At 71.9% G+C, this 19,983-nt stretch carries 13 protein-coding genes and 1 pseudogene; 2 read left to right on the top strand and 12 right to left on the bottom strand.

What is annotated here, in order from left to right; genetic code table 11:
* Window positions 1-130 precede the first annotated feature (130 nt).
* The 8 genes from ACFQZ6_RS34325 to istA form a co-directional block, all read right to left on the bottom strand.
* The gene (locus tag ACFQZ6_RS34325; protein ID WP_381604203.1) at window positions 131-427 is read right to left on the bottom strand and encodes a DUF6059 family protein; all 297 of its coding nucleotides are present in this window, start codon (window positions 425-427) and stop codon (window positions 131-133) included.
* Between the two features lie 199 nt (window positions 428-626).
* The gene (locus tag ACFQZ6_RS34320; RefSeq protein WP_381604205.1) at window positions 627-785 is read right to left on the bottom strand and encodes a hypothetical protein; all 159 of its coding nucleotides are present in this window, start codon (window positions 783-785) and stop codon (window positions 627-629) included.
* A gap of 182 nt (window positions 786-967) precedes the next feature.
* Complete coding sequence (locus ACFQZ6_RS34315) at window positions 968-4,924, bottom strand: condensation domain-containing protein (RefSeq protein WP_381604207.1); 3,957 nt, start codon at window positions 4,922-4,924, stop codon at window positions 968-970.
* A gap of 831 nt (window positions 4,925-5,755) precedes the next feature.
* Window positions 5,756-6,709 (bottom strand): aromatase/cyclase, encoded by a 954-nt coding sequence (locus ACFQZ6_RS34310; RefSeq protein ID WP_381604209.1) that lies wholly within the window; start codon window positions 6,707-6,709, stop codon window positions 5,756-5,758.
* A 99-nt stretch (window positions 6,710-6,808) separates the two neighbouring features.
* Entirely contained in the window at window positions 6,809-7,531 is a 723-nt protein-coding gene (locus ACFQZ6_RS34305) for a thioesterase II family protein (RefSeq protein ID WP_381618888.1), read from the bottom strand.
* A 1,307-nt stretch (window positions 7,532-8,838) separates the two neighbouring features.
* Window positions 8,839-9,660, bottom strand: a complete 822-nt coding sequence (locus tag ACFQZ6_RS34300) for an AfsR/SARP family transcriptional regulator (protein ID WP_381604212.1) — start codon at window positions 9,658-9,660, stop codon at window positions 8,839-8,841.
* Between the two features lie 1,028 nt (window positions 9,661-10,688).
* On the bottom strand, window positions 10,689-11,459 hold the full coding sequence (gene istB, locus ACFQZ6_RS34295) for an IS21-like element helper ATPase IstB (protein WP_381604214.1): 771 nt from the start codon (window positions 11,457-11,459) through the stop codon (window positions 10,689-10,691).
* Complete coding sequence (istA, locus tag ACFQZ6_RS34290; protein ID WP_449334067.1) at window positions 11,456-12,805, bottom strand: IS21 family transposase; 1,350 nt, start codon at window positions 12,803-12,805, stop codon at window positions 11,456-11,458. The genes istB and istA overlap by 4 nt, the downstream gene beginning before the upstream one ends.
* 620 nt (window positions 12,806-13,425) lie before the next feature.
* On the opposite strand from istA, the pseudogene ACFQZ6_RS34285 reads away from it, so the two are divergent.
* Window positions 13,426-13,980: pseudogene (locus ACFQZ6_RS34285) on the top strand (helix-turn-helix domain-containing protein); the annotation flags it as partial.
* 10 nt (window positions 13,981-13,990) lie between these two features.
* Window positions 13,991-14,248, top strand: a complete 258-nt coding sequence (locus ACFQZ6_RS34280) for a S1 RNA-binding domain-containing protein (protein WP_381618885.1) — start codon at window positions 13,991-13,993, stop codon at window positions 14,246-14,248.
* A gap of 696 nt (window positions 14,249-14,944) precedes the next feature.
* Here the strand turns inward: ACFQZ6_RS34280 and ACFQZ6_RS34275 are convergent.
* From ACFQZ6_RS34275 to ACFQZ6_RS34260, 4 genes are all read right to left on the bottom strand, one after another.
* Complete coding sequence (locus ACFQZ6_RS34275) at window positions 14,945-15,592, bottom strand: ScbR family autoregulator-binding transcription factor (RefSeq protein ID WP_381604218.1); 648 nt, start codon at window positions 15,590-15,592, stop codon at window positions 14,945-14,947.
* Between the two features lie 1,679 nt (window positions 15,593-17,271).
* On the bottom strand, window positions 17,272-18,285 hold the full coding sequence (locus ACFQZ6_RS34270) for an AfsR/SARP family transcriptional regulator (RefSeq protein ID WP_381617463.1): 1,014 nt from the start codon (window positions 18,283-18,285) through the stop codon (window positions 17,272-17,274).
* A 440-nt stretch (window positions 18,286-18,725) separates the two neighbouring features.
* The gene (locus ACFQZ6_RS34265) at window positions 18,726-19,031 is read right to left on the bottom strand and encodes a mycothiol transferase (protein WP_381618882.1); all 306 of its coding nucleotides are present in this window, start codon (window positions 19,029-19,031) and stop codon (window positions 18,726-18,728) included.
* Between the two features lie 221 nt (window positions 19,032-19,252).
* Window positions 19,253-19,930, bottom strand: a complete 678-nt coding sequence (locus ACFQZ6_RS34260; protein ID WP_381617460.1) for a ScbR family autoregulator-binding transcription factor — start codon at window positions 19,928-19,930, stop codon at window positions 19,253-19,255.
* Window positions 19,931-19,983: the final 53 nt, after the last annotated feature.

The raw sequence follows: 19,983 nt of genomic DNA, 5'->3' as shown, positions 1-19,983 counted from the left end.
TGATCTGGCTTGGACGTTGCCCGCCCCGGCACACGGGGCGGGCGGAAAACGCCTCAGGCGGCGCAGACGAAGACAAGAGGGGGCAGGGGTGTGCTCCCGGCCGCGTACCGTGGCGGCCGGGAGCATCAGGTCACCGCTGCCGGGTGCCCGCCTTGTGGGGCCACAGGTCACGGGCGAGCAGCTGCTCGGCCGGGGTCAGCGGCAGGTCGGTGCGCAGCCGTTCGGGGTGCGCGGGCGGTGGTCCGCCCGCGGCCAGCCGCGCCCACGGGTCGCCTGCCGCGTCGGGCGGCGGGCCCGGCAGCAGCCCGGACAGTTCCTGCAGGACCCGCGGCTCGCAGTACAGGGACCCGAACAGGGCCAGGGACCGCCACAGCGGGCGGCAGCAGACCGCCAGCGCCTGCCGCCCACCCCGCCACAACCGTTTCATGACCGCCCCATGGTGCGTGCCGCTGCCTGACCTGCCTGACTGTCAACTCCGGGCTGAACACGACGTCTTCGCAGCCCTCACGCGCAGGCTGTCACGGGCGACTCGCGCACCGGTCGAGAACGCCCGCAGCCCGCCCACAGCCACCCCTGGGCCCCGGCTCTTCACGGGTTCGGGGTGTGGGGGTGGGTGGGGGTCGCGTTCAGTCGATGCCGCGGACGAGGTGGGGCTCGAAGGTGTCGTCCTCGTCGATCCCGGCCAGCCGCAGCGCGGGCACCGGCTGCGGGCACGCACGCGTGGCCTGTCCCGGCCTGCTGCCGCCCCTGCTGCTGGTGCTGTCCTCGTCGTCGGTGTCGTACATCCAATCCTCCTGCTCCATCGGCTCACAGCGCTCAGGGCGGTGACACGCGGGGGCCGGACCACGGCCGGGCGGGGTGACCCCGGTCACATACCACCCTGCACACCGGCAGACGAGGCGCGCTCGAAGGGCGGTGGGAAACACATCGAGCCCCACCCGGTCGGCGGGTGCGGGCAGGGATGCGCTCAGGCGCCCGGGGCGGGCGGCCAGGCACCGCCGGGCGCGGCGGCCTTCAAGGCGGCGGCCAGGGCGCGGGCCCGGCCCGGGCCGTCGCTGTCCGCCCCGGCCAGGACCACCCGCGGCGGGCGGGCCCCGGCGGCGCCCAACTGCTCGGCCACCTTGCAGGCCAGGGCCCCGGCACCGCCGTAACCGGCGAGCAGCAGCGGGGCGCCGGTCAGCCCCGCCAGCGCCTCACACGCGTTCGCGGGGCCGGTGTCGGGCGCCAGCAGCAGCAGTTCCTCAACCCCCGGATAGGTGCGGGTGAACAGGTCGTAGCAGGTGGCGGGCGCGCCGGGCGGTAAGACGAGCACGATACGGCCCGCCCGCGGGGCGCGGGCCACCCGCAGCCGTACCAGCACCCCACCCGGCCTGTCCGGCCCGGCGGGCCCTTTCGGCCCTGCGGGCGGGGTGGGCGGCGCGGAGCGGGGCGTGGGGCGGCAGGTGGGGTGGGGGGGCAGGAGGTTCAGGGCCTGGCCGATGGTGGTGGATTCGTCCGCGGTGCGGGGCAGTTGGCGCAGCAGCAGGACGGTGTGGGCGAGGAGGTCGGCGGCGGTGTCCTCCTCCACGTGGGCCGGGTCGTGGACGGCGGTCAGCAGCAGCCCCCCGGCCGTGTCGTGGCGGGCCAGCAGCACGGCGGGCAGGGCGGAGCGGGCCGGGAGGAGGTCGGGGAAGGACGCGTCCAGGCCGCGGGCGGCGAGCGCGGTGTGCAGGCCCTCCAGGGGGTGCGGGGGATCCTCGAAGACGACGGCGCTGGCGACGGGGACACCGCCGCGGCGCCAGGTGCGGATCCAGCCGTCCGGCACCCACTCGTAGGCCGCCAGGTCCAGGGCCCCATCGCGCAGGCGGCGCAGCAGGCCCGCCACGGTGTCGGCGGGGTCCACCTCCACCGACACCGGCAGCGGGTTACGCAGCGGCCCCGGCATCCGGTCCGCGCCGTCCAGCGCGATACCGCGGCCGGGCACCGTGACGGCGAAACAGACCGGCGCCGCACCGCTGGCGCCGCACGCCCGGTACAGCAGCATGGCCCACACCGCCTGGACGACGCTGCTCTCCGCGGTCCCCCAGGCCGCGGCCCAGTGCGCCAGGCGGGCGGTCTGCGCGGCGTCCAGACGCACCCACATCCGCCGGCCCGCACCACCAGGCCCACCCCCCGTACCGGCAGGGGCGGGAAAGGGGGCGGGGGTGAGGGTGGTGGCGGGGGCGGGGGTGAGGGTGGTGGCGGGGGGCGGGGCGGTCGCGGTCCACAACGCGCGGGCCGGGGCGGGGTCCTGGGCGGCGAGCCAGGCGGAGTAGTCCCGCAGGTCGGGGCGGCGCTCACCGCCGGGCAGGGCGCCGTCGGCGAGGTAGGCGCGGTAGAACTGGCGCAGCAGCAGGTGCACGCTCCAGGTGTCGAGCAGGGCCCGGTGGTAGGTGAGCAGGATCCGGGTGCCCACCTGGCCCGGTGCGCCGCCCGATGTGCCCGGTGTGGGGGGTGTGGGGGGCGGGTCCAGGAGGGTGAGGCGTAAGGGGGCGGGGCGGCGCAGGTCGAAGCCGCGCAGCCGGTCGCGTTCCAGCAGGGCGGGCCAGTCACCGGTGCGGGCCTGGCGGGTGATCTCGGGTGCGGCCTGCTCGTGGACGGTGAGCTGAAGGGCGCCGCCGGTGGCGGTGAACGCGGTGCGCAGCACCGTCTCGCAGGCGAACACCGACTGCCAGGCGGCGGTGAAGCGGGGCAGGTCCAGGGGGCCGTGCCAGTCCCAGACGAGTTGTTCGACATGGCGTCCGGTGCCGGGCCGCCCGTCCCCGCTGCGGTAGAGGGCGGCCTGCTGGGGGGTGGCCGGGAAGGGCGGCGGAAGGGGGGTAGCCGGGGTGCGGGCCAACTCCTCCAGCAGGCCGCGCAGCTGACGGGTGAACACCGCCACGTCCGTGTCGGCGACCGTCCGCCCCGTGCCCGCGTCCTGACCCCCGGTGGATCCGTCGGCGCCGGGTGCGGCCAGGCCCAAACCGTCGGTGCCGGGGCGGGCGGTCGCGGGGCGGGCGGGGGCGCTGATCCAGTCCAGGCCGATGTGCAGACGGCCGCCGGCGAGCTGGGCCTGCACCCGTAAGGGGTGCGCGGGCCGCTCCGGGGCGATGCCGGGCACGGGGCGTACCCGCGGCGGCAGCCAGCCGCCGGTGGGCTGCTCCCCGAGCGGGTTCAAAGCCAGACAGGCCCACGCGGGCGGCAGTTCGCGCAGGGTACGCCGCAGGGCGGCGTCGTCGCTGTACTCCCGGCAGGCGCCGAAGCCCGCACCGTTCGCGCGGCCCGCGCAGGCGGCCAGCGGCCCCGCCAGGGCGGCCAGCTGGGCCAGCGGGTCAAGACCGGGGGCGAGGGTGAGGTGGACGGGGTAGGGCTCGGTCAGCCGGCCCACCAGGCGGCGCAGGCGCGGGCGGCCCGCGCGCGGGTCACCGCAGACGTCGAAGACGGCCTCGTCGCTGTGCTGCCAGCGGGCCAGAGCCAGCGCGAACACCCCGGTGAGGACCTGCTCCGTGGTCAGCGCCAGACGGCGGGCCACGTTCTGGGTGATCCGCTCGGTCGCCTCCTGCCCCAGGGAGAACCGGGCGTGCCGGACCAGAACCGACGGTGACGCGGCGGGCGCCGCGCCGAGCGCCGCGGTCAGCGCCAGCCGGTGGCCTTGAGCACTGCCGGAAGCCGCGGGCGTCTTGTCGTCCGGAACCGCGACGGCGGTCGGCCGGGCCTCACCGGTGCCCGCACCGGTGCCCGCACCGGTGCCCGGCGCATGGGCGCCGCTGCCGCCCCGCGCGGCGGGCGGCCGTCCGCCACAGGCGCTACGGGAGCGCCGCTCGGCGACCTGGGCCCAGTGCCCGGCCTCCACGGCGTCCCCGGCCAACTGCCGCAGCTCCCCCACCCAGTCAGCCAGCGCCGCCTGCGCGTCATCTGCCAGCGCCGCCTGCGCGTCATCTGCCAGCGCCGCCTGCGCGTCATCTGCCGGTGCCGCCTCGGCCACCGGTGCCGTCTCGGTCGCCTCGGTCGCCTCGGCCGTCTCGGTCGCCTCGGCCGTCTCGGTTGGCTCGGCCGTCTCGGTCGCCTCGGCCGTCTCGGTCGCCTCGGCCGTCTCGGTTGGCTGGGCTGGCTGGGCTGGCTGGGCTGGCTGGGGCTGTGGTGCCGTCCGCGGGTCGGGGTGCCGGGGCGCGGGGGTGAGGGCGGCGGTCAGGTCATGGAGCAGCACACACCAGGACGCGCTGTCCACGGCGAGCGGGTGGGCGAGCACCGCGAGGCGGCCGGCCCGCGGTGCGGCCCCCGCCCGCCGCTCCCGGGCGAGCACCAGCCGTACCTGCCACCCACCGCGCGCGCTGAGGCCGCGGGCCGCCGACTCCAGCAGCGCGGTGAACCCGGCCTCGTCGAGGAACTCCCCCTCCACCACCACGTCCTGCCCCTGCCCCTGCCCCAGGTCGTCGCTGGTCTGCCAGCCGTCCGTGGGATGCAGACGCGACCGCAGCTGGGGGTGGGCGGCCACCACGGCCCGGGCGGCCGCGCGCAGGACGGCACCGTCCGGCACGGTCTCCCACTCGGCCAGCACCGCCTCATAGGCGTAACGCCCCCCGAAACCGGTGGCCAGGACCGCGCGCTGGGCGGGGGTCAGCGGGCGCACGGCCACCGGCGCGCCGGTGAGCCGGTCGGCGATCCGGCCCGCGAGGACGGCCGCGGACTGCGCGGCGGGCGCCCACAGCCGCAGCCGGTGCAGGCCCGGCCCGTGCCGCAGCAGCCGGTGCCGCCAGCCGCCAGGCCCCCCGCCCGACGGCGCGGGGGCCAGGCCGCCCAGGAGACGTTCCAGCCTGGCGGTGTCCAGCGGCCCGCGCAGCTCGAGATCCCACGGCGCCGGATACGGCGGCCTCCCAGGATCGACGACCACACTGACCGGCGCGTACGGAAGACGGTGAACAGTCATGGTGTCCGGGTGCGCGGCCCGCTGCCACACGGCGGGCTGCCCTCGGTCTCCTTCCTGGCGCGGCAGTACCAACAAGCGGCGCGGCGGCGCACGCGAGAACACATGCACGCGTCAACCGCGAACGTGCAGGCGGTGCGGGAACGTGCAGGCGGTGCGGGAACGTTAAAGCAGTATGGGGGTGTTCGGGGGCGCGGGCGGTGTGCGGGGATACGGACATGAGGGGATGCCGGTGGTGCCGGGGGGGGAGGCGATGACGGGGCCCCGGCCCGCCGGCCCTCTCGCTGCCCCTTCGCCGCCCCTTGCTGCCCTGCGTTTTCCTCGTCCCCTCGTCCCCTCGTACCTGCCCCCTCTTTTTTCCCTTCTTCCCCCCGGGGACGGGCCGTGACTCCTCTTCCCCCTGGACCACGGCCCCCGCGGCGGCGTCTTGGCCTGATTCCCGCGCCCGCAACGGCAAGAATAAGCACGCTATGGCAGGACGCGCCCGAAGTCCCGTTTCCTGAGCGGATATGCAGCGGCCCCCAAGCGGGATGCGAGAGACCCGTATCAGCAGCGGCGTGCGCAGGCCAGGGCCGCGAATGAGCAGACGTGGTTTCCCCGGACCGGGAAATACCCCGGCCCTACCCCGCCCCCCTTCTTTTTGCTGGTGCGCGAAGACAGCGCACACAGCAGCCGGGGAGGCAGACGACGCACGCGGCGCACGGAAACGGGAAATGAGGGCGGGCAGGACGCAAAGGAAGCGCGAAGGAAAACCCGCGGGGCGCCCCCCGGGGGGCTGGCGGGTGCGGGGTGCCGGGGTGCGGGGGGGGTGCCGGGGGGTCGGGAGCGGTGGGGTCAGAGCATCCGGACGGCGGTTTCCGCGTGCTGTTTGGCCAGGGCGAGCAGGGCCAGGCAGTTCTGGCCCAGGACGGTGCGCACATGGCGGCGGGCGCGGGCCAGGTGCTGCCCGGCGCCGGGGCCGGTGGTGAGGTGTTCCTCGCGCAGGACGACGCTCTGGCGGGAGGTGACGGTCACGCCGGTGGCGTCGGGGACGACCGACCACTCGCCGGTGTGGGAGGCGAGCAGGTCCCAGCAGGCGGTCTGCTTGTAGACGATGCGGCCCGCGTGGGGGAAGCAGATCCGCACCGCGGAGGTGGCGCGGCTGCCGGTGTCGGTGAGGGTTTGAAGGGCCAGGCGCTGCACGCCGGGCGCGTCCTCGGTGAGGTGGGCGGCGGTGACGTGCGGGACGAGGCCCGGCCAGTCACCGGCGCGGTAGAGGAAGTCGTAGGCGAGTTCGGCGGGGCCGTTGATGCGCACGGAGTCCTCGAAGGACAGCACCAGGTCGTCCAGGCGGGTCCACCGCTCGGTGAAGTTCTTCAGTCCGGCGAGTTGGCTGTGGCTGTCCAGGTGGGCTATCCAGGACTGCCAGGCGGGCGGGGGTGGGGCGCCGGGGGTGCGGGCACCGAAACGCAGTTCCAGTTCGGTGGTGTGCGGGCTGCGGTCGCGGACGGTGAGCACGCCGCGGATGGAGTCCGGTGCGGGGCCGGGCCGCTGCTGGCAGAACTCGATCCGGCGGGCCACCGGGTCCAGGTGGCGCGAGGAGGTCCAGGACCTCAGCTGCCCGTTCATCAGCGCCCACATCCGGGTGCGTTCGTGTTCGCCGTCGAAGTGCAGGCGCTCCACGTGGATGCATGGCAGGAAGTACAGCGGCATGGTGGCCGCGTCGGCCAGGACGGCGTAGACCACGCCGGCGGGCGCGGCCAGCTGTACTGTCAGTGCCGTCGTGTCGGCACGCTCCTCACCCAACATTCGTCAACACCTCGCTTCGTGGTTCTGCGTCACACCGGCCGCGCGCCCGCCCCCAGAGGAACGGGGGGTGGTCGGGGGTCGCGGGCCGCGGCGCGCCGGTCAGCCGATGGGCGCGGGCTGTAAGGCGAGCCTGCGCGCGACGCGGCAGGCCCGGCCCAGCAGCCGGGGCAGTGCACGGCCGCCGCGCACGAAGAAGTGGCGCCCGGGGACGGTGCGCAGGTGCACGGGTCCGCGGGTGAACTGGCGCCAGCCCTCAGCGATCGAGGCCGGGGCCAGTGGATTGTCCTGGGAGGCGACCACCAGCAGCGCGGAGGCGGGGGCGGGCGCGTCGCTGGGGGTGCGGGCCGCCTCGTGCAGACTGTGGGCCAGCTCGAGATCGGCGCGCAGCACCGGCAGCATGGCGCGCAGGAAGACGCCCTCGTCGCTGGCGGGCGGTATGACGGTGTCCTGCCCCAGCAGGCGCAGCAGGTCGGCGTCGCTGGTGTGGGGGGCGGGCGCCCACGCGGGGACGGGCGGCGGGCAGGCCCCGACCGCGAGCAGGACCGGCGGCGCGGCGCCCCTCTCCTGCAGGGCGCGGGCCACGGTGAACGCGGCCAGCGCGCCCAGCCCGTGCCCGTACAGGGCGTACGGGCCGCCCGATGGCGGGGTGGTGAGGCGGGGCAGTACCTCCGCCAGCAGGTCCTGGCGGGTGGTCAGCGCCCGGCCACCGCGGGCGGCGGACAGCCGGACGGCGACCGGTTCGACCCCGGGGCCGACAGCGCTTCGCCAGCCGTCGAACACGGACACGCCGTCACCGGAGTGTGCGAAACAGTGCAGGCGCACTGGCGGTTCGTCCGACACGGCATCCTCCTTCGCGTCCCCCTGCCACCAGGGCCGGCTTCGAGCATCACCGCCCGCCCTCGAACCCCACTCGAAACCCACCCGAGGCCCCCCGGCCCCCTCCCCCACGACACAGGCCCCCCACCGCCGCCACCGCGCACCACGACCTCCACGAACACCGCCCCCGGGGCTGCGTGCCGGGGACCGCGAAACCCGCCCGGGGGTGGTGTTGACGCCAACCAGCCGCCCCCTTTCTTTCCCACCCCCGCCCGCAGGCAGGCACCCACACCGCTACCGCGCCAGGAGCAGCAGCCCCCGGCACCGGCACCGGCGCGGGCATGGGCATGGGCACAGAAAGGCGGCCAGGGGATACGGCGGGCAGGAGCGCAAAAGGTGAGCAGGGGGAACGCGGAAGACGAAGGCGAGAAAGACCGCCACCCCAGCAGGCGTTGACCGTGTCGCGGAAGCTGCCACGGTGCGGCAAGAACCGGAACCGGCGGCCCAGTGGGCCGCGTCCCAAGGTCGCCGTGTCCGCCCCTCACACCACGTACCGAGCCCGGGGCCGGGCAGGCCCAGGTCCGCAGTAGGCACGGAACCAGGCAGACCAGACCAGGCCCGCAGCAGGCAGACCTCCGGGCAAGACGGCACAGACGAAACCCCCGGGTCCGGCGCCGCACCCGCGCCGCCGGACCGGACACCTACCGGCCGCCACAAACCCGTCCCCAACCGCAAAACCACCCCCAGGACCAGACCGACTCCCGGGGCCGGGCCCGTTCCCAGCGGCGCAGACCGGGCTCGCACCAGACACCCCGGCCCGGACACAAAAGTCCGCGCCCCAAGGCGAGCACGTACCCCGCTTCCCAACCCGGGTGGCGAGCACGCGCCCCGCTTCCCAAGCCGGGTGGCGAGCACGTACCCCGCTGCCCAAGCCGAGTGGCGAGCACGTACCCCGCTGCCCAAGCCGAGTGGCGAGCACGTACCCCGCTGCCCAAGCCGAGTGGCGAGCACGTACCCCGCTGCCCAAGCCGAGTGGCGAGCACGTACCCCGCTGCCCAAGCCGGGTGGCGAGCACGTACCCCGCCCTCCCCGGGGCGGGCGGACGCCCGCGGCCCGGAAGGAACGGGCAGGCACCCCCTACCCCAGGACGGGCAGCTGCTGCCGGTCCCCCGAAGGGGCGGGGCGCCCAGGCCCTCCCCGGGGGGGGCGGGGGCGGGCAGGCCCGCACCGGGGGGCGGGGGGCGGGCAGGCCCGCACCGGGTGGGGGGCGCGGCGCAGGCTCGCCCCCCACCTGCCCGGGGGTGGGTGGGGGGTCAGGCGGCGTAGCGGTCGAAGGTGGACCCGCGGCGCGGCCCGGCCACCACGTCGAGTTCGGGATCGACCGAGAGCATCGCCTGGTGCAGCCGCTGCAACTGCGGGGAGGGCTCGACACCGAGTTCCTCGATCAGTCCCTCGCGCAGCTTGCGGTACACATCCAGCGCGGAGGCCTGCCGCCCGGACCGGTACAGGGCCACCATCGCCTGCGCGTGCAGGCCCTCGTGCTGCGGGTGACGGGCGATCAGGTCGGTCAGCTCGGCGATGAGTTCGGCGTGCCGCCCCAGCCGCAGGTCGGCGTCGATCCGCCGCTCGGTGGTCACCAGCTTCGACTCCTCCAGCCGCGTCACCTCGATCGCCAGCACCGGCCCAAGGCGTACGTCGACCAGGGCCGGGCCCTGCCACAGCGCCAGCGCCTGCCGGAAACTGCGCGCGGCTCGCTCGTCCTCGCCCTCGTCGAAGGCTTCCTGCCCCTCGGCGACCAGCCGCTCGTAGGTGTGCACGTCCACCGACTCCGGCGGTATCTGCAGCAGATAGCCGCCGTGCCGGGTGGCCAGGACGTTCTTCGCCGCGCCCGGCGCGCCCGGCCCCATCGCGGTGCCCAGGCAGCGCCGCAACTGCATGATGTAGGTCTGCAGGGTCGTCATCGCGCTCTGCGGCAGGTCCGTCCCCCAGATCTCCTCCATCAGCGTCGACACCGGCACCACACGGCTCGGGTACAGGGCCAGCAGCGCCAGAACCTGTCGGGGCTTCCCAGCGGTCGGGACGATCGAGTCCCCGTTCACGGCGGCACACAGCGGACCCAAGACCTGAATCTCCATGGTTCCCTCCGTTCGTCGTCGGACACTCCCGATGGCGGAAAGTCGTCGGCGAACTCGCACGCTATCCGAACGACACCGGAGGCATCGGTTCCTTCAGCGGCATTTGAGTAATCCTCAAAGACCCCACAGCCGACGCAGCGTAATTCGAGAAAGGCAGAAGGAAACCCCGAGGAATTGGCCGAAAATATCGCGCCAACGACTAGAAATGCTTTCTTCTCACACCCGGGCACCATATGCGGGTATACTGCGCTCCCCACCGCACACGCCAGGCTCCCGCCCCACCCCACCCCCGGGCACACCACCCGCACCGGCCGGGCCCGGCCCAGCCACCGGGGCAGGAACCCTACCGCCCCCCGCCCAGCACCCCCGACACCGGGGCCCCCAAAACCCCAACCACCCCGGCCACCCCAACCCACCCCAACCCACCCCGCGCCCTCAAGCCCGGCAGGCCCCCCACCCCAGGCACCCACCACCCGCAAGCCCCCCCCCCCCCCCGCAGGCCGCAACCACGACAGCAGGCACCCCCACCCGCACCCGCACCCGCACCCGCAAGCCCGGCAGGCCGCAGGGCCGCCGCCAGGCCGCCAGGCCGCAGGGGCATCCCCAGCCGCGGGCCCACAGCCAGGAAGCCGCAGCCGGGGAAGACGGGCAGGCGGGAGCGCACACCTGCCACAAGCGCGGCGGGCACAGTCCGGCAGCCGCTACCCGACCAGCGCCGTGGCAGCCCCCGTCGGCGATCGTCATGAGGGGTTTGACGCCATCCTCGGCACCGGACCCCGCCCAGCCCGGGAGGTCGTGCCGCTTACCCGGCACGGGGCCAACCCGCCACGACAACCCGTCGGATGTCCGGGTCGATCACCACCTGACAGGCCGTGGAAGAACGGTGGCTCTTCGACTACCCGGCCGCCGAGTGACCGCCGACGGGCACGAAGGCCCCGTCGACCATGCAGCACAGAGCCCCCTCACCGCACCGTGTCCAGGTACTTATGTGAGTGCACCACCGAGTACGAAGTTATGTGCACCACTGGTTAGGCCACGTCGGTCTCCCGCTCGATGGCCTGGAGGCGGTTCTTGAGCCGGTAGCTGTTGCCGTTGATCGAGACGACTTCGCAGTGGTGCAGGAGCCGGTCGAGGATCGCGGTGGCCAGGACCTCGTCGCCGAAGACCTGGCCCCATTCGCCGAAGGTCTTGTTCGAGGTCAGGATGATCGAGCCCTTCTCGTAACGCTTGGAGATGACCTGGAAGACCAGGTTCGCCTCGGCCCGTTCCAGCGGCTGGTAGCCCACCTCGTCCACCACGAGAACGGCGGGCCGGAGGTAGCTGGTGAGCTTGCTGATCAGACGGCCCTGGTCCTCGGCGGCCTTGAGGTGGCGGACCATGTCGTCAAGGCTGGTGAAGTAGATCGAGTAGCCGGCCCGGCAGGCCGCGACCGCCAAGGCGACGGCGATGTGCGTCTTGCCGACCCCGGGCGGTCCGAGCAGAGCGACGTTGGCCTTGTCCTCGACGAAGGAGAGGGTGGCCAGGTCCTTGACCTTGCGCGGGTCGAGGTCGGGCTGGAAGGAGAAGTCGTAGTCCTCCAGCGTCTTGTGGTGCGGCAGCTTCGACAGCCGCAGACCGTTGCGGAAGCGCCGGTCGTCGCGGACGGCGAGTTCCTCGGCCAGCACGAGGTCGAGGAAGTCGAGGTAGCCCATCTTGGCCTCGTCCGCCCGCTGGACGTACTGGTTCAGGGCCTCGGCCAGGTGCGGCAGGCCGAGCTTGGCGGCGGTGGTGCGGATGCGGGTGCTGGTCAGCTCGCTCAACGGGCTTCCTTGGTCGGGGTGGTGAAGGGACGGGTGCCGGTCAGCTCGTCATAGACCGACAGCGGGCGGCGGCCGACCTCGACGTTCGCGGCGGCGGCCCGGTTCAGCAGAGCCTGCAGCGGTCCGGCCTCCGCCTTCGGCGGCTGGCCGCGTCGGGGTGAGGGCAGAGCGTCGTCACCGGTGGTGACGCGGCGGCCTGCGCCGGTGGGAAGGCCGTCCCAGTGCGTCTCATCCACGATGCGGGCGCCCCGGCCAACGGCCCGCGGATGGATGGCCAGCAGGGTCTGGCCGCTTGCATCGGGAACGGTGGAATGGAGGCTGACTTGCGATTTCGTGGCCCGGATCTCGACTAGCTGGCGGGGGCGGACCTTGCGGGCGGGCACCGAGTAGAGGTTCGCGTCGAAGGCGACCAGGCAGTCCTTGCCGACATGCCGCAGGTGCCTTTGGGCGACCACGTAGGGGGCCGCCGGCAGCGGACGCAGGGCCATGTGGTCGCGCACGGCCCGGTGTCCGATGACCTCACCGTGGGTGCCGTGGACCTTCGCCCGCCGCAGCGGGACCCAGGCGGCGAAGGCGGCGTTGAGTTCCTCGATGGAGGAGAAGGCCCGCCCGGCCAGGACGTGGTCGCGGACGATGTTCACCTGCCGCTCGACCCGGCCCTTGCCCTGAGGCCGGTAGGCGGCCAGCACGTCGATGTCGAAGTCGTAGTGGCCGGCGAAGGCGACCGCCTCCGGGTGCAGCGGAACCGCCTCACCCGGGGCGACGTGCCGGCGCACGACCGTCTTGGTGCGGTCATAGACGATACTTATCGGCACCCCGCCGAAGTGCGCGAACGCGGCCCGATGGCAGTCGAAGAACGTGGCCAGGTCCTGGCTGGTGGTGAAACAGCAGAACGGGTCGCGCGAGTACGACAGCGTCATGTGGAAGGAATAGACCTTCGGGATGCCGACATGCGCGAGGATCTTGCCCTCGTCTCCCCAGTCGACCTGGGCCTGAGCACCGGGGACGACCTCGAAGCGCCGGTGCAGGCCCGCCAGCTCACCCGGGCTGATGCCCAGTTCCTCCGCGATCCGGGGCCGGGCTTCCTGCAGATAGAGCTTCACCCGCTGGTAGTTGATCGCGACCCCGTACTCCTGGGCCAGGCGGTCGTGGATCACCCTGCCCTTGAGCAGGATCTCCGACCTGAGCATCGCGTCGATCAGCGGCGCGACCTCATCCACCACCCGCCGAGGCCGCTGATCTGCTGTTTCTCTCTTCGGCGGCGCGACCGCCGCGGAGTCCTTCAGGTACTTGCTGACCGTCCGGCGGTTCAGCCCGGTCTCCTTCGCGATCTCCCGCAAGCTCATCGCACCGGACTCGTACAGCGGCCGGAACCGCCTCAACTCCAGCCAGCGATGTGGATCCAAAACCACCGTCAGCGGCCTCCCTGCCACCCCGAAACGACAGCAGCAGGCTCACGGCTGGCACCCCATCACCGCATCAAGAATGGTGCACTTTCATCCGTACGAGGTGGTGCACGTTCGCTTGTACGCCGACACACCGCTTGACGCTGCCGCAGCACCAAGCAACGACCCGCAGCAGTCGCCGCCCCACCCCGCAGCCAACTTCAGGCGACAACCGGCAACCCCCGAAAAGCGCCCGCCCCGACCCCGCCCACGGCGGCGAGCTCGGCCACCTCGACTTCCTCCAGACCCTCTGCCAGGACGAGACCACCACCTCCTTCCACTTTGCCCCCAGCAAGCGAAGTTCCCCCAGCAGGCGACTCCTCGTCGCGCTCCGGCGGGGACTGACACCCACCGCCTCACCATCAGCTCACGTCAGCAACTGGCAAGACGTGACCTGTCACCGGGGCAATGACGGACCCCGCCGCTGATCCGGTGAGGTCAGCCGTCGAAGCCAATCCAGCCGACAGGCAGATCGGCCAGTGCTCTGACCAGGAAGGATCGCCGGGTTGCTGGTCAGGGCGGTGGGATGGGCGGAGACGTCCGTTCCGACCGCTGGAGGTGCAGGGGCCCGTGTGCGCCAACTGACCGACCAGGAAGGACAGAAACTGCAGCAGAGCGCGCGCCGGGGCAGCACCAGCTCGGTGCGCTACCGGCGCGCGATGATGCTTCTGGCCTCGGCCGGCGGGAATCGGGTGCCCGTGACCGCCCAGCTGGTGCAGGCCGACGAGGACACCGTCCGGGACGTGATCCACCGCTTCAACGAGACCGGCCCGGCCTGCCTGGACCCTCGGTGGGCGAGAGGCCCTTCCCGCCAACTCAGCCCTGACGGGAAGGAATTCGTCGTCCAGACGGCCATCACCCGCCCGACCAAGCTCGGCCAGCCCTTCACCCGCTGGTCCCTGCGCAAGCTCGGCGCCTATCCGCGCAAAGCCCACGGCCACGTGATCCGGACCGGCCGCGAGGCGTCACGCTGCCTGCTCGCCCACCGCGGCGTGACCTTCCAACGCACCCAGACGTGGAAGGAATCCCCAGACCCCAACCGCGAGGCGAAGCTGGACCGGATCGAGAAGGTCCTCCCCTTTTCAGATATTCGCCGACACCATCACGGCGAGGCAGAAACCGCCTGGCCAGGTCACCAAGCTGATCCCGTCCGAGGTCTTCGCCCAGGTCGCCGACGGCATCGAGGGACTGGTTCACCTGCGGGAGCTCGCCTGGACACCAGTGGAGACTCCAGCAGATGCCGTCCAGGCCGGCGACGAGATCACGGTGGTCGTCACCGAGACCGACCGAGAGCGACGCAGGCTATCCCTCTCCCGACGACAAAGCTCATCCGCCGGCGTGTGACACGCTGCGTTCCTGCGACCCTTCCCTTACGCGAGTACTCCTGAACGTCTGCTCAACCACAGGAAGACACGACGCCCCAAACCGGTGAACCTATACGGTCACAGCACCAGCGCTGCCAGGACGCTTCGGTGGACGGCCCCAGCCCAGACATCGAACGCTTCCCGCTCCCCGCTCCCCGCTCCCCGCTCCTGACATGCACCACCAGGCCAGGGGCCACACAGAAGCAAGGGGGCGCCCACGGCCCCAAGGGACGCGAGAGCACAAGACGCAGCACTTCGGTAAGCCAAGCGACCTGCGCCGCCATAAGCCAGCGCGCCACCGCCCGGTCGTCGGCACTCACGGAAGCCTCGAAGAGAGACAACGCGATCAAAAAGCCGCTGAGCGGGTTACGCTCCGGCGAACGGCTCCCCCACGCGGCCCGGCAACCCAGGCGAAAGCCAGAGCAACCGGCCCGCACCCCCCACCACCTGGCACACTCCCCCCGACCCCACACACCCCGCGTCACAAACCGTGTGACCCGTATCCTTCAAGCGACAGACCCACCACACCGTCCCACACGCCCCCGACCATCCGCCGCCCCACGAAGGGGGTGAGGGGCGCGCGGCACCGCACGGGCGCCGCCAACAAGGCAGCACGAACAGCGCCGATCACGGCCCGCCCGCACACTCCCGCACCACCCAGGACACGAAAGGGCGGTCAGACGGGATGGCGGCCGGGCGGGGCGGACAACTGCGCAGAACCCGAACTGACCAGAGCCGACACCCGCGGCCGGTCAGCAAGCCGAGGCAGCAGCAACTCCCAAAAACGGGTCACATTCTGCCGCGACAGCCACGACGCGTCCGCACCCCCCAACACCTCCAAACCCACCGTCGCCGCAACAATCACCCGCGCCGCATCAGCCCACGACACATCCCTGGCCAGCACACCACTACGCTCCGCCCGCCGCAGACTCTCCTCCACCCACCGCTGCCACTCCCTACGCAACGGCGACTCCGCACGCCGCCCGATATCCCCCGCCAACCCGAACCCCCCACGCACCACCACATCCTGCGCCAGATACCCCATCAACTCATGCGTGGCATCCACCACCGACTGCAACGGATCCCCCTGCCGCGCACGAACCGCCTCCGTCACCCGCCGCACCGTCTCCGCCGCCTCCGCCTCCACCGCCTCAGCCAACGAGTTCTTATTAGCGAAATGAAAATGCAGCGCCCCGTTACTCACCCCCGCCCGCTTACTGATCACCCCCAACGACGCAGGCACAAAACCCACCTCAGCAAACACCTCAGCCGCAGCCCGGATCAACGAACGCCGCGTCCGCGCGGCCCGCTCCTGTGTCACCATCTGCTGCCTCCTGGGCAACGGGATGCCGAAAGCCGGCCAAGACACCGACACCTCACACCCCATGCAACGTACACCTAAGACGGCTACCCGCCGCGCCCACACCACCCCACACCACCACGGACACGACCCCGCACGGAACCCCACACCCCACACTAACAAACCGCGTGGGCGGTATCATCCATACGAGGGGCCAGCACACAGACCGCGACCAGCCCCCCACCACCGGCGCCGCCCCGCACGCCCGGCAGGCAGGCACCGTAACCAGCTCCACCACAAGCCAGGCAGCATCAACGGCCCGGAACACGCCGCCCCGGCACTACCGTCACACCCCCCGCCGCCAACCCCCGCGGTCAGCGTAAAGCAGCAGCACCCGCAAACAGTGAAAACCACACCCCCACCGGAACCCCGCCGACACGCCCGCCAGGAACCCACTGGCCCACACCCCCAAAAACCCGCCCCGACCACGCACCACCAGCACCCCAGCACCCCAGCACCCCCCAGAGGTCCGGTTGCTGACCCCGAAACCGCCCACCTCCCTATCCCTGCGGCCTGGAACGCCTGCCAGTGAACTCGCCTGAAAAAAGACGGCGTCGGGCGTAAGGGCGCCCGGACGACAGGAGGCCCTGACAGGTGACACGCCCCCCACCCGGCCCAGCGGAAACCAACCAGCCCCCTCACCCACCCCGCGCCAAAGCAACAGGACCGGAGCGATGACCTTCCCGCCACCACCCCACGACAGAGACACGAAAACACAGAGACACGGGGACACGGGGACACGGGGACACGGGGACACGGGGACACGGGGACACGGGGACACGGGGACACGGGGACACGGGAAGGCGGGGACACGGGGACACGGGAAGGCGGGGACACGGGGACACGGGAAGGCGGGGACACGGGAAGGCGGGGACGCGGGGAGGCGGGGACGCGGGGATACGGGAAGGCGGGGATACGGGGAGGCGGGGACGCGGGGATACGGGAAGGCGGGGATACGGGAAGGCGGGGACGCGGGGATACGGGAAGGCGGGGCCGAGAACCGCCCGGGCTGTACCGGCAGACAGCCAGAGAAGGAAGAAGGAAGAGGGGAGAGCAAGGGAGAGAGGGAGGGAGGGAGGGGGAGGGAGGGAAGGCTTCCCTCATCGGCTCCGGGCTCGGCGCGGCCAGGCCCTCGCCGTCCTCACCGCAGACCACGCTCCAGCACAGCGGCGATTCGCCAAGACCCGCTACTCAACGAGCAGTTCCACTGCCGGGACGGCGGGCCACACCGCCACACGCCCCGCACCCGCCGCCCACGACCGCGCACACGACACCAGCCCCCCGCAGAAGACCCACGCCCACCATGACGTCGCCCTCCGCGCGCACTCCCGCCAAAGGACACCCAGCCAAGCCCGCGCAAGCCCGCCCCGCACCCGGCCCCGCAGCAGAAGAACAACCGCCACCACCAAAGACAGCGCCACCCCCACCACGGCACACCACCCCCCACGGCAAGGGCCGGGAGCTGGCCAAGCAGACACCCCCGGATCCAGCACCGGCGCCACACCCGCACCCGCAGCCGGGCCAGCGGTTACCGGACAGTCAGCCCACACGGCAAAAACACCCAGACCACCCCGGCCCCGGCCCCACACCCCCGGCCACCCCGCCCCGAGGCGGCACCCCCGCACACCACGCCGAAACAGGCCTCAGCGAGCCTCGCCGCCCCCACGACCCGAGGACACCGGCACCTGGGAAAACTGCCCCTCCCCCGCCAACGGCGTCTCCGGCGCCGCCACCAAAATCGACTGCTGCAACCGCCGCAACCGCACCGACGGCTCCAACCCCAAATCCCGCACCAACGTCCCCCGCAACCGGTGATACACATCCAGCGCCTCACCCCGACGCCCCGACCGGTGCAACGCCAGCATGAACTGCGCGTGCAAATTCTCATGCGCCCGGTAACGACTCGTCAGCACCGTCAACTCCGCAAGAAGCTCCCGATGACGACCCAACCGCAAATCCGCCTCAATCCGCTGATCCAACGCACACAAACGGCTCTCCTCCAACCGCTTGGCCTCCATCTCCAACCGCGCCCCCGTCTGCACATCCGCAAACGCCGGACCACTCCACAACCCCAACGCCCGCCCCAACAACCGCGACGCCCCCGGAAAATCACCCACATCCATCGCCCGATACCCCTGCCCCGCCAACCGCTCAAACTCCCGCACATCACTGACCCCGTCATCCCCCAGGACCAGCATGTAACCACCAGGAGCCGTCACCAACACATCCTTCGCCCCCCGCACCCCACCAAAACCACCAGCCACACCGGCCACACCGGCTGCCCCACCAGAACCATCAGCCACACCCGGGCCACCAACGTCCCCAGCACCAGCAGCGCCACCGGACTCAGCAGCGCCACCGGACTCAGCAAGGCCACCAGCACCACCAGCACCAGCAGGGCCACCGGCCCCACCAGCACCCCCAGCCAGCGCCACCGTAATCAAATCCCGCAACTGCAACACATACGTCTGCAACGTCGTCCGCGCACTCCTCGGCGGACGCCCCGCCCACAACTCATCAATCAACGCCGACACCGGCACCACCTGACCAGCATGCAACGCCAACAACGCCAACACCTGCCGAGGCTTCGGCGCCGTCGGAGCGATCGACACCCCGTTCACCCGAACATCCACAATCCCCAACACGTCGATCTGCACGCCGTAGTCCCCCTAGACGAGTGCGCTGTCATTTGACACACCGAGTACAAAACAGTCCGCACGGTTTGTCAACAGCAAACCACCCACGCCGTTTCCACCACCAATCACCCCCGCATCCACCCACCAACCGACCAACACGCCTTCAACCAGCACCGACACGCATCGGCCAGCCGCAGACCGGCCCTTGCCCGCCCCCAGACCTCCACCCAACCCTCGGCCGGAACCGGCGGAAACAGCCCTAGGAAACGGGCGCTCACCCGATACCCCACGCCATGCCCAACCCCGTAACCGACCTCCCGCGCGGTTCCCCGCTCGCCCAACCCCGTACCAAACCTCAACAGTGCAGGCGAAACGCGCCAGAACGGGAATCATGAACGCATAGGCCCCAAGAAGGCAGGACGCACGGACGGCGATCACAGCGGAGTAGGCGTCAAACTGGGTCACAAGAAGAGGTGGGGGACAACGGCCAGGACACACAACCACCCAACACACACGGACCCCACCACCCCCCGGTTCACCCCACCCACATCCTCAGTCCCCGCACTCGAAGAACACTCAAGAAAGATCTCGCCTGCCAGACGGCCGTGGGCAGAGTCGTTGCGCTCCACCTCGGCCATGTGCCGCACGAGACCGAACGGTGTCATTGACGACGGTGATGCTGCGGGGAGCCGTGACTGGTCATCTTTCGGTCCCGAGCATTTCAGGGCGATCGTCGCACGGTGAAAGTCCAACCATGCTTCCAGCATGGTGCCCTCGGCGGCCCGTGGGGGCGGGACGGGCCGTCCATCTGGTGAGGTGTTCATGAACACACCGTGACAGCAACAGCGGTGGACCACGGCCGTCTTCGCTGGTGACGAACACGTGACTCAGGTCGCGTCAGCGCGTCAGCGGCGCGACCTGGCGTGGGCTGGCGTGGCGTCATATGCGATGACCCGCGAGGCGGCACGGGCGGCACGGCTCTCCTCGCTCAGGCCGGAACCGCCACCTGCCCCTGTTGCCCCGACTCCTCACCCTGCTCCCGGTCGGCTTCCGCGAGCACCCGTGCCCCCCGGTCCTCCGCCACGTCCAGCCGCATCAACACCGCGGGGGAGGCGATCGACGGCAGCAAGTGCTTGAGGAGTACCGACACCCGGTACTCCACGTCCCGTAGGCCGCTTTCCATCTGGGCGTACAGCTGAACCCCGTTGAGCGAACCCACCATCAGTTCCGCGACCTCACGCGGGACCACGTGCGCCAGCGTCTCGCCCCGACGGTGCGCCTCACCCAGGATCGCGCTCAGCTCGCCCACCCACAGCGGCCAGGCGCTGCCGTACTGCCGACGCCCCACCGGGTCCGTCGACAACCGTGCCCCCGCCCGCAGCAGCGGGTCCTCGGGCAACCGGTGCGCGACGGTCATCGCGAGGTCCACCACCTCCTGCATCTTGATCTCCCGCTCAGGAAGCACACGGTCCATCTGGACCTCCAGCACCCCCCGCGCAAGCGCTTCCTTGGAGTCAAAATGAAAGTAAAGGGCGCCCTTGGTCACCCCGGCTGTCCTCAGGATGTCCGCCACCGTCGCCGCCGTATAGCCATGCTCAGCAAACACCACCGCCGCAGCTTCCAGCACAGCACGACGGGTTTTGACTGCACGCTCCTGCTGGGCCACCGCACCTCCCTTTCACCCGCACCCCTCCCCCGTTTCCGGCGCCCCCGCACCGC

Source organism: Streptomyces flavalbus (assembly GCF_042674625.1).
Taxonomy (GTDB): Bacteria; Actinomycetota; Actinomycetes; order Streptomycetales; family Streptomycetaceae; genus Streptomyces; species Streptomyces flavalbus.
This window is presented reverse-complemented; position numbering and strand designations above follow the sequence as displayed.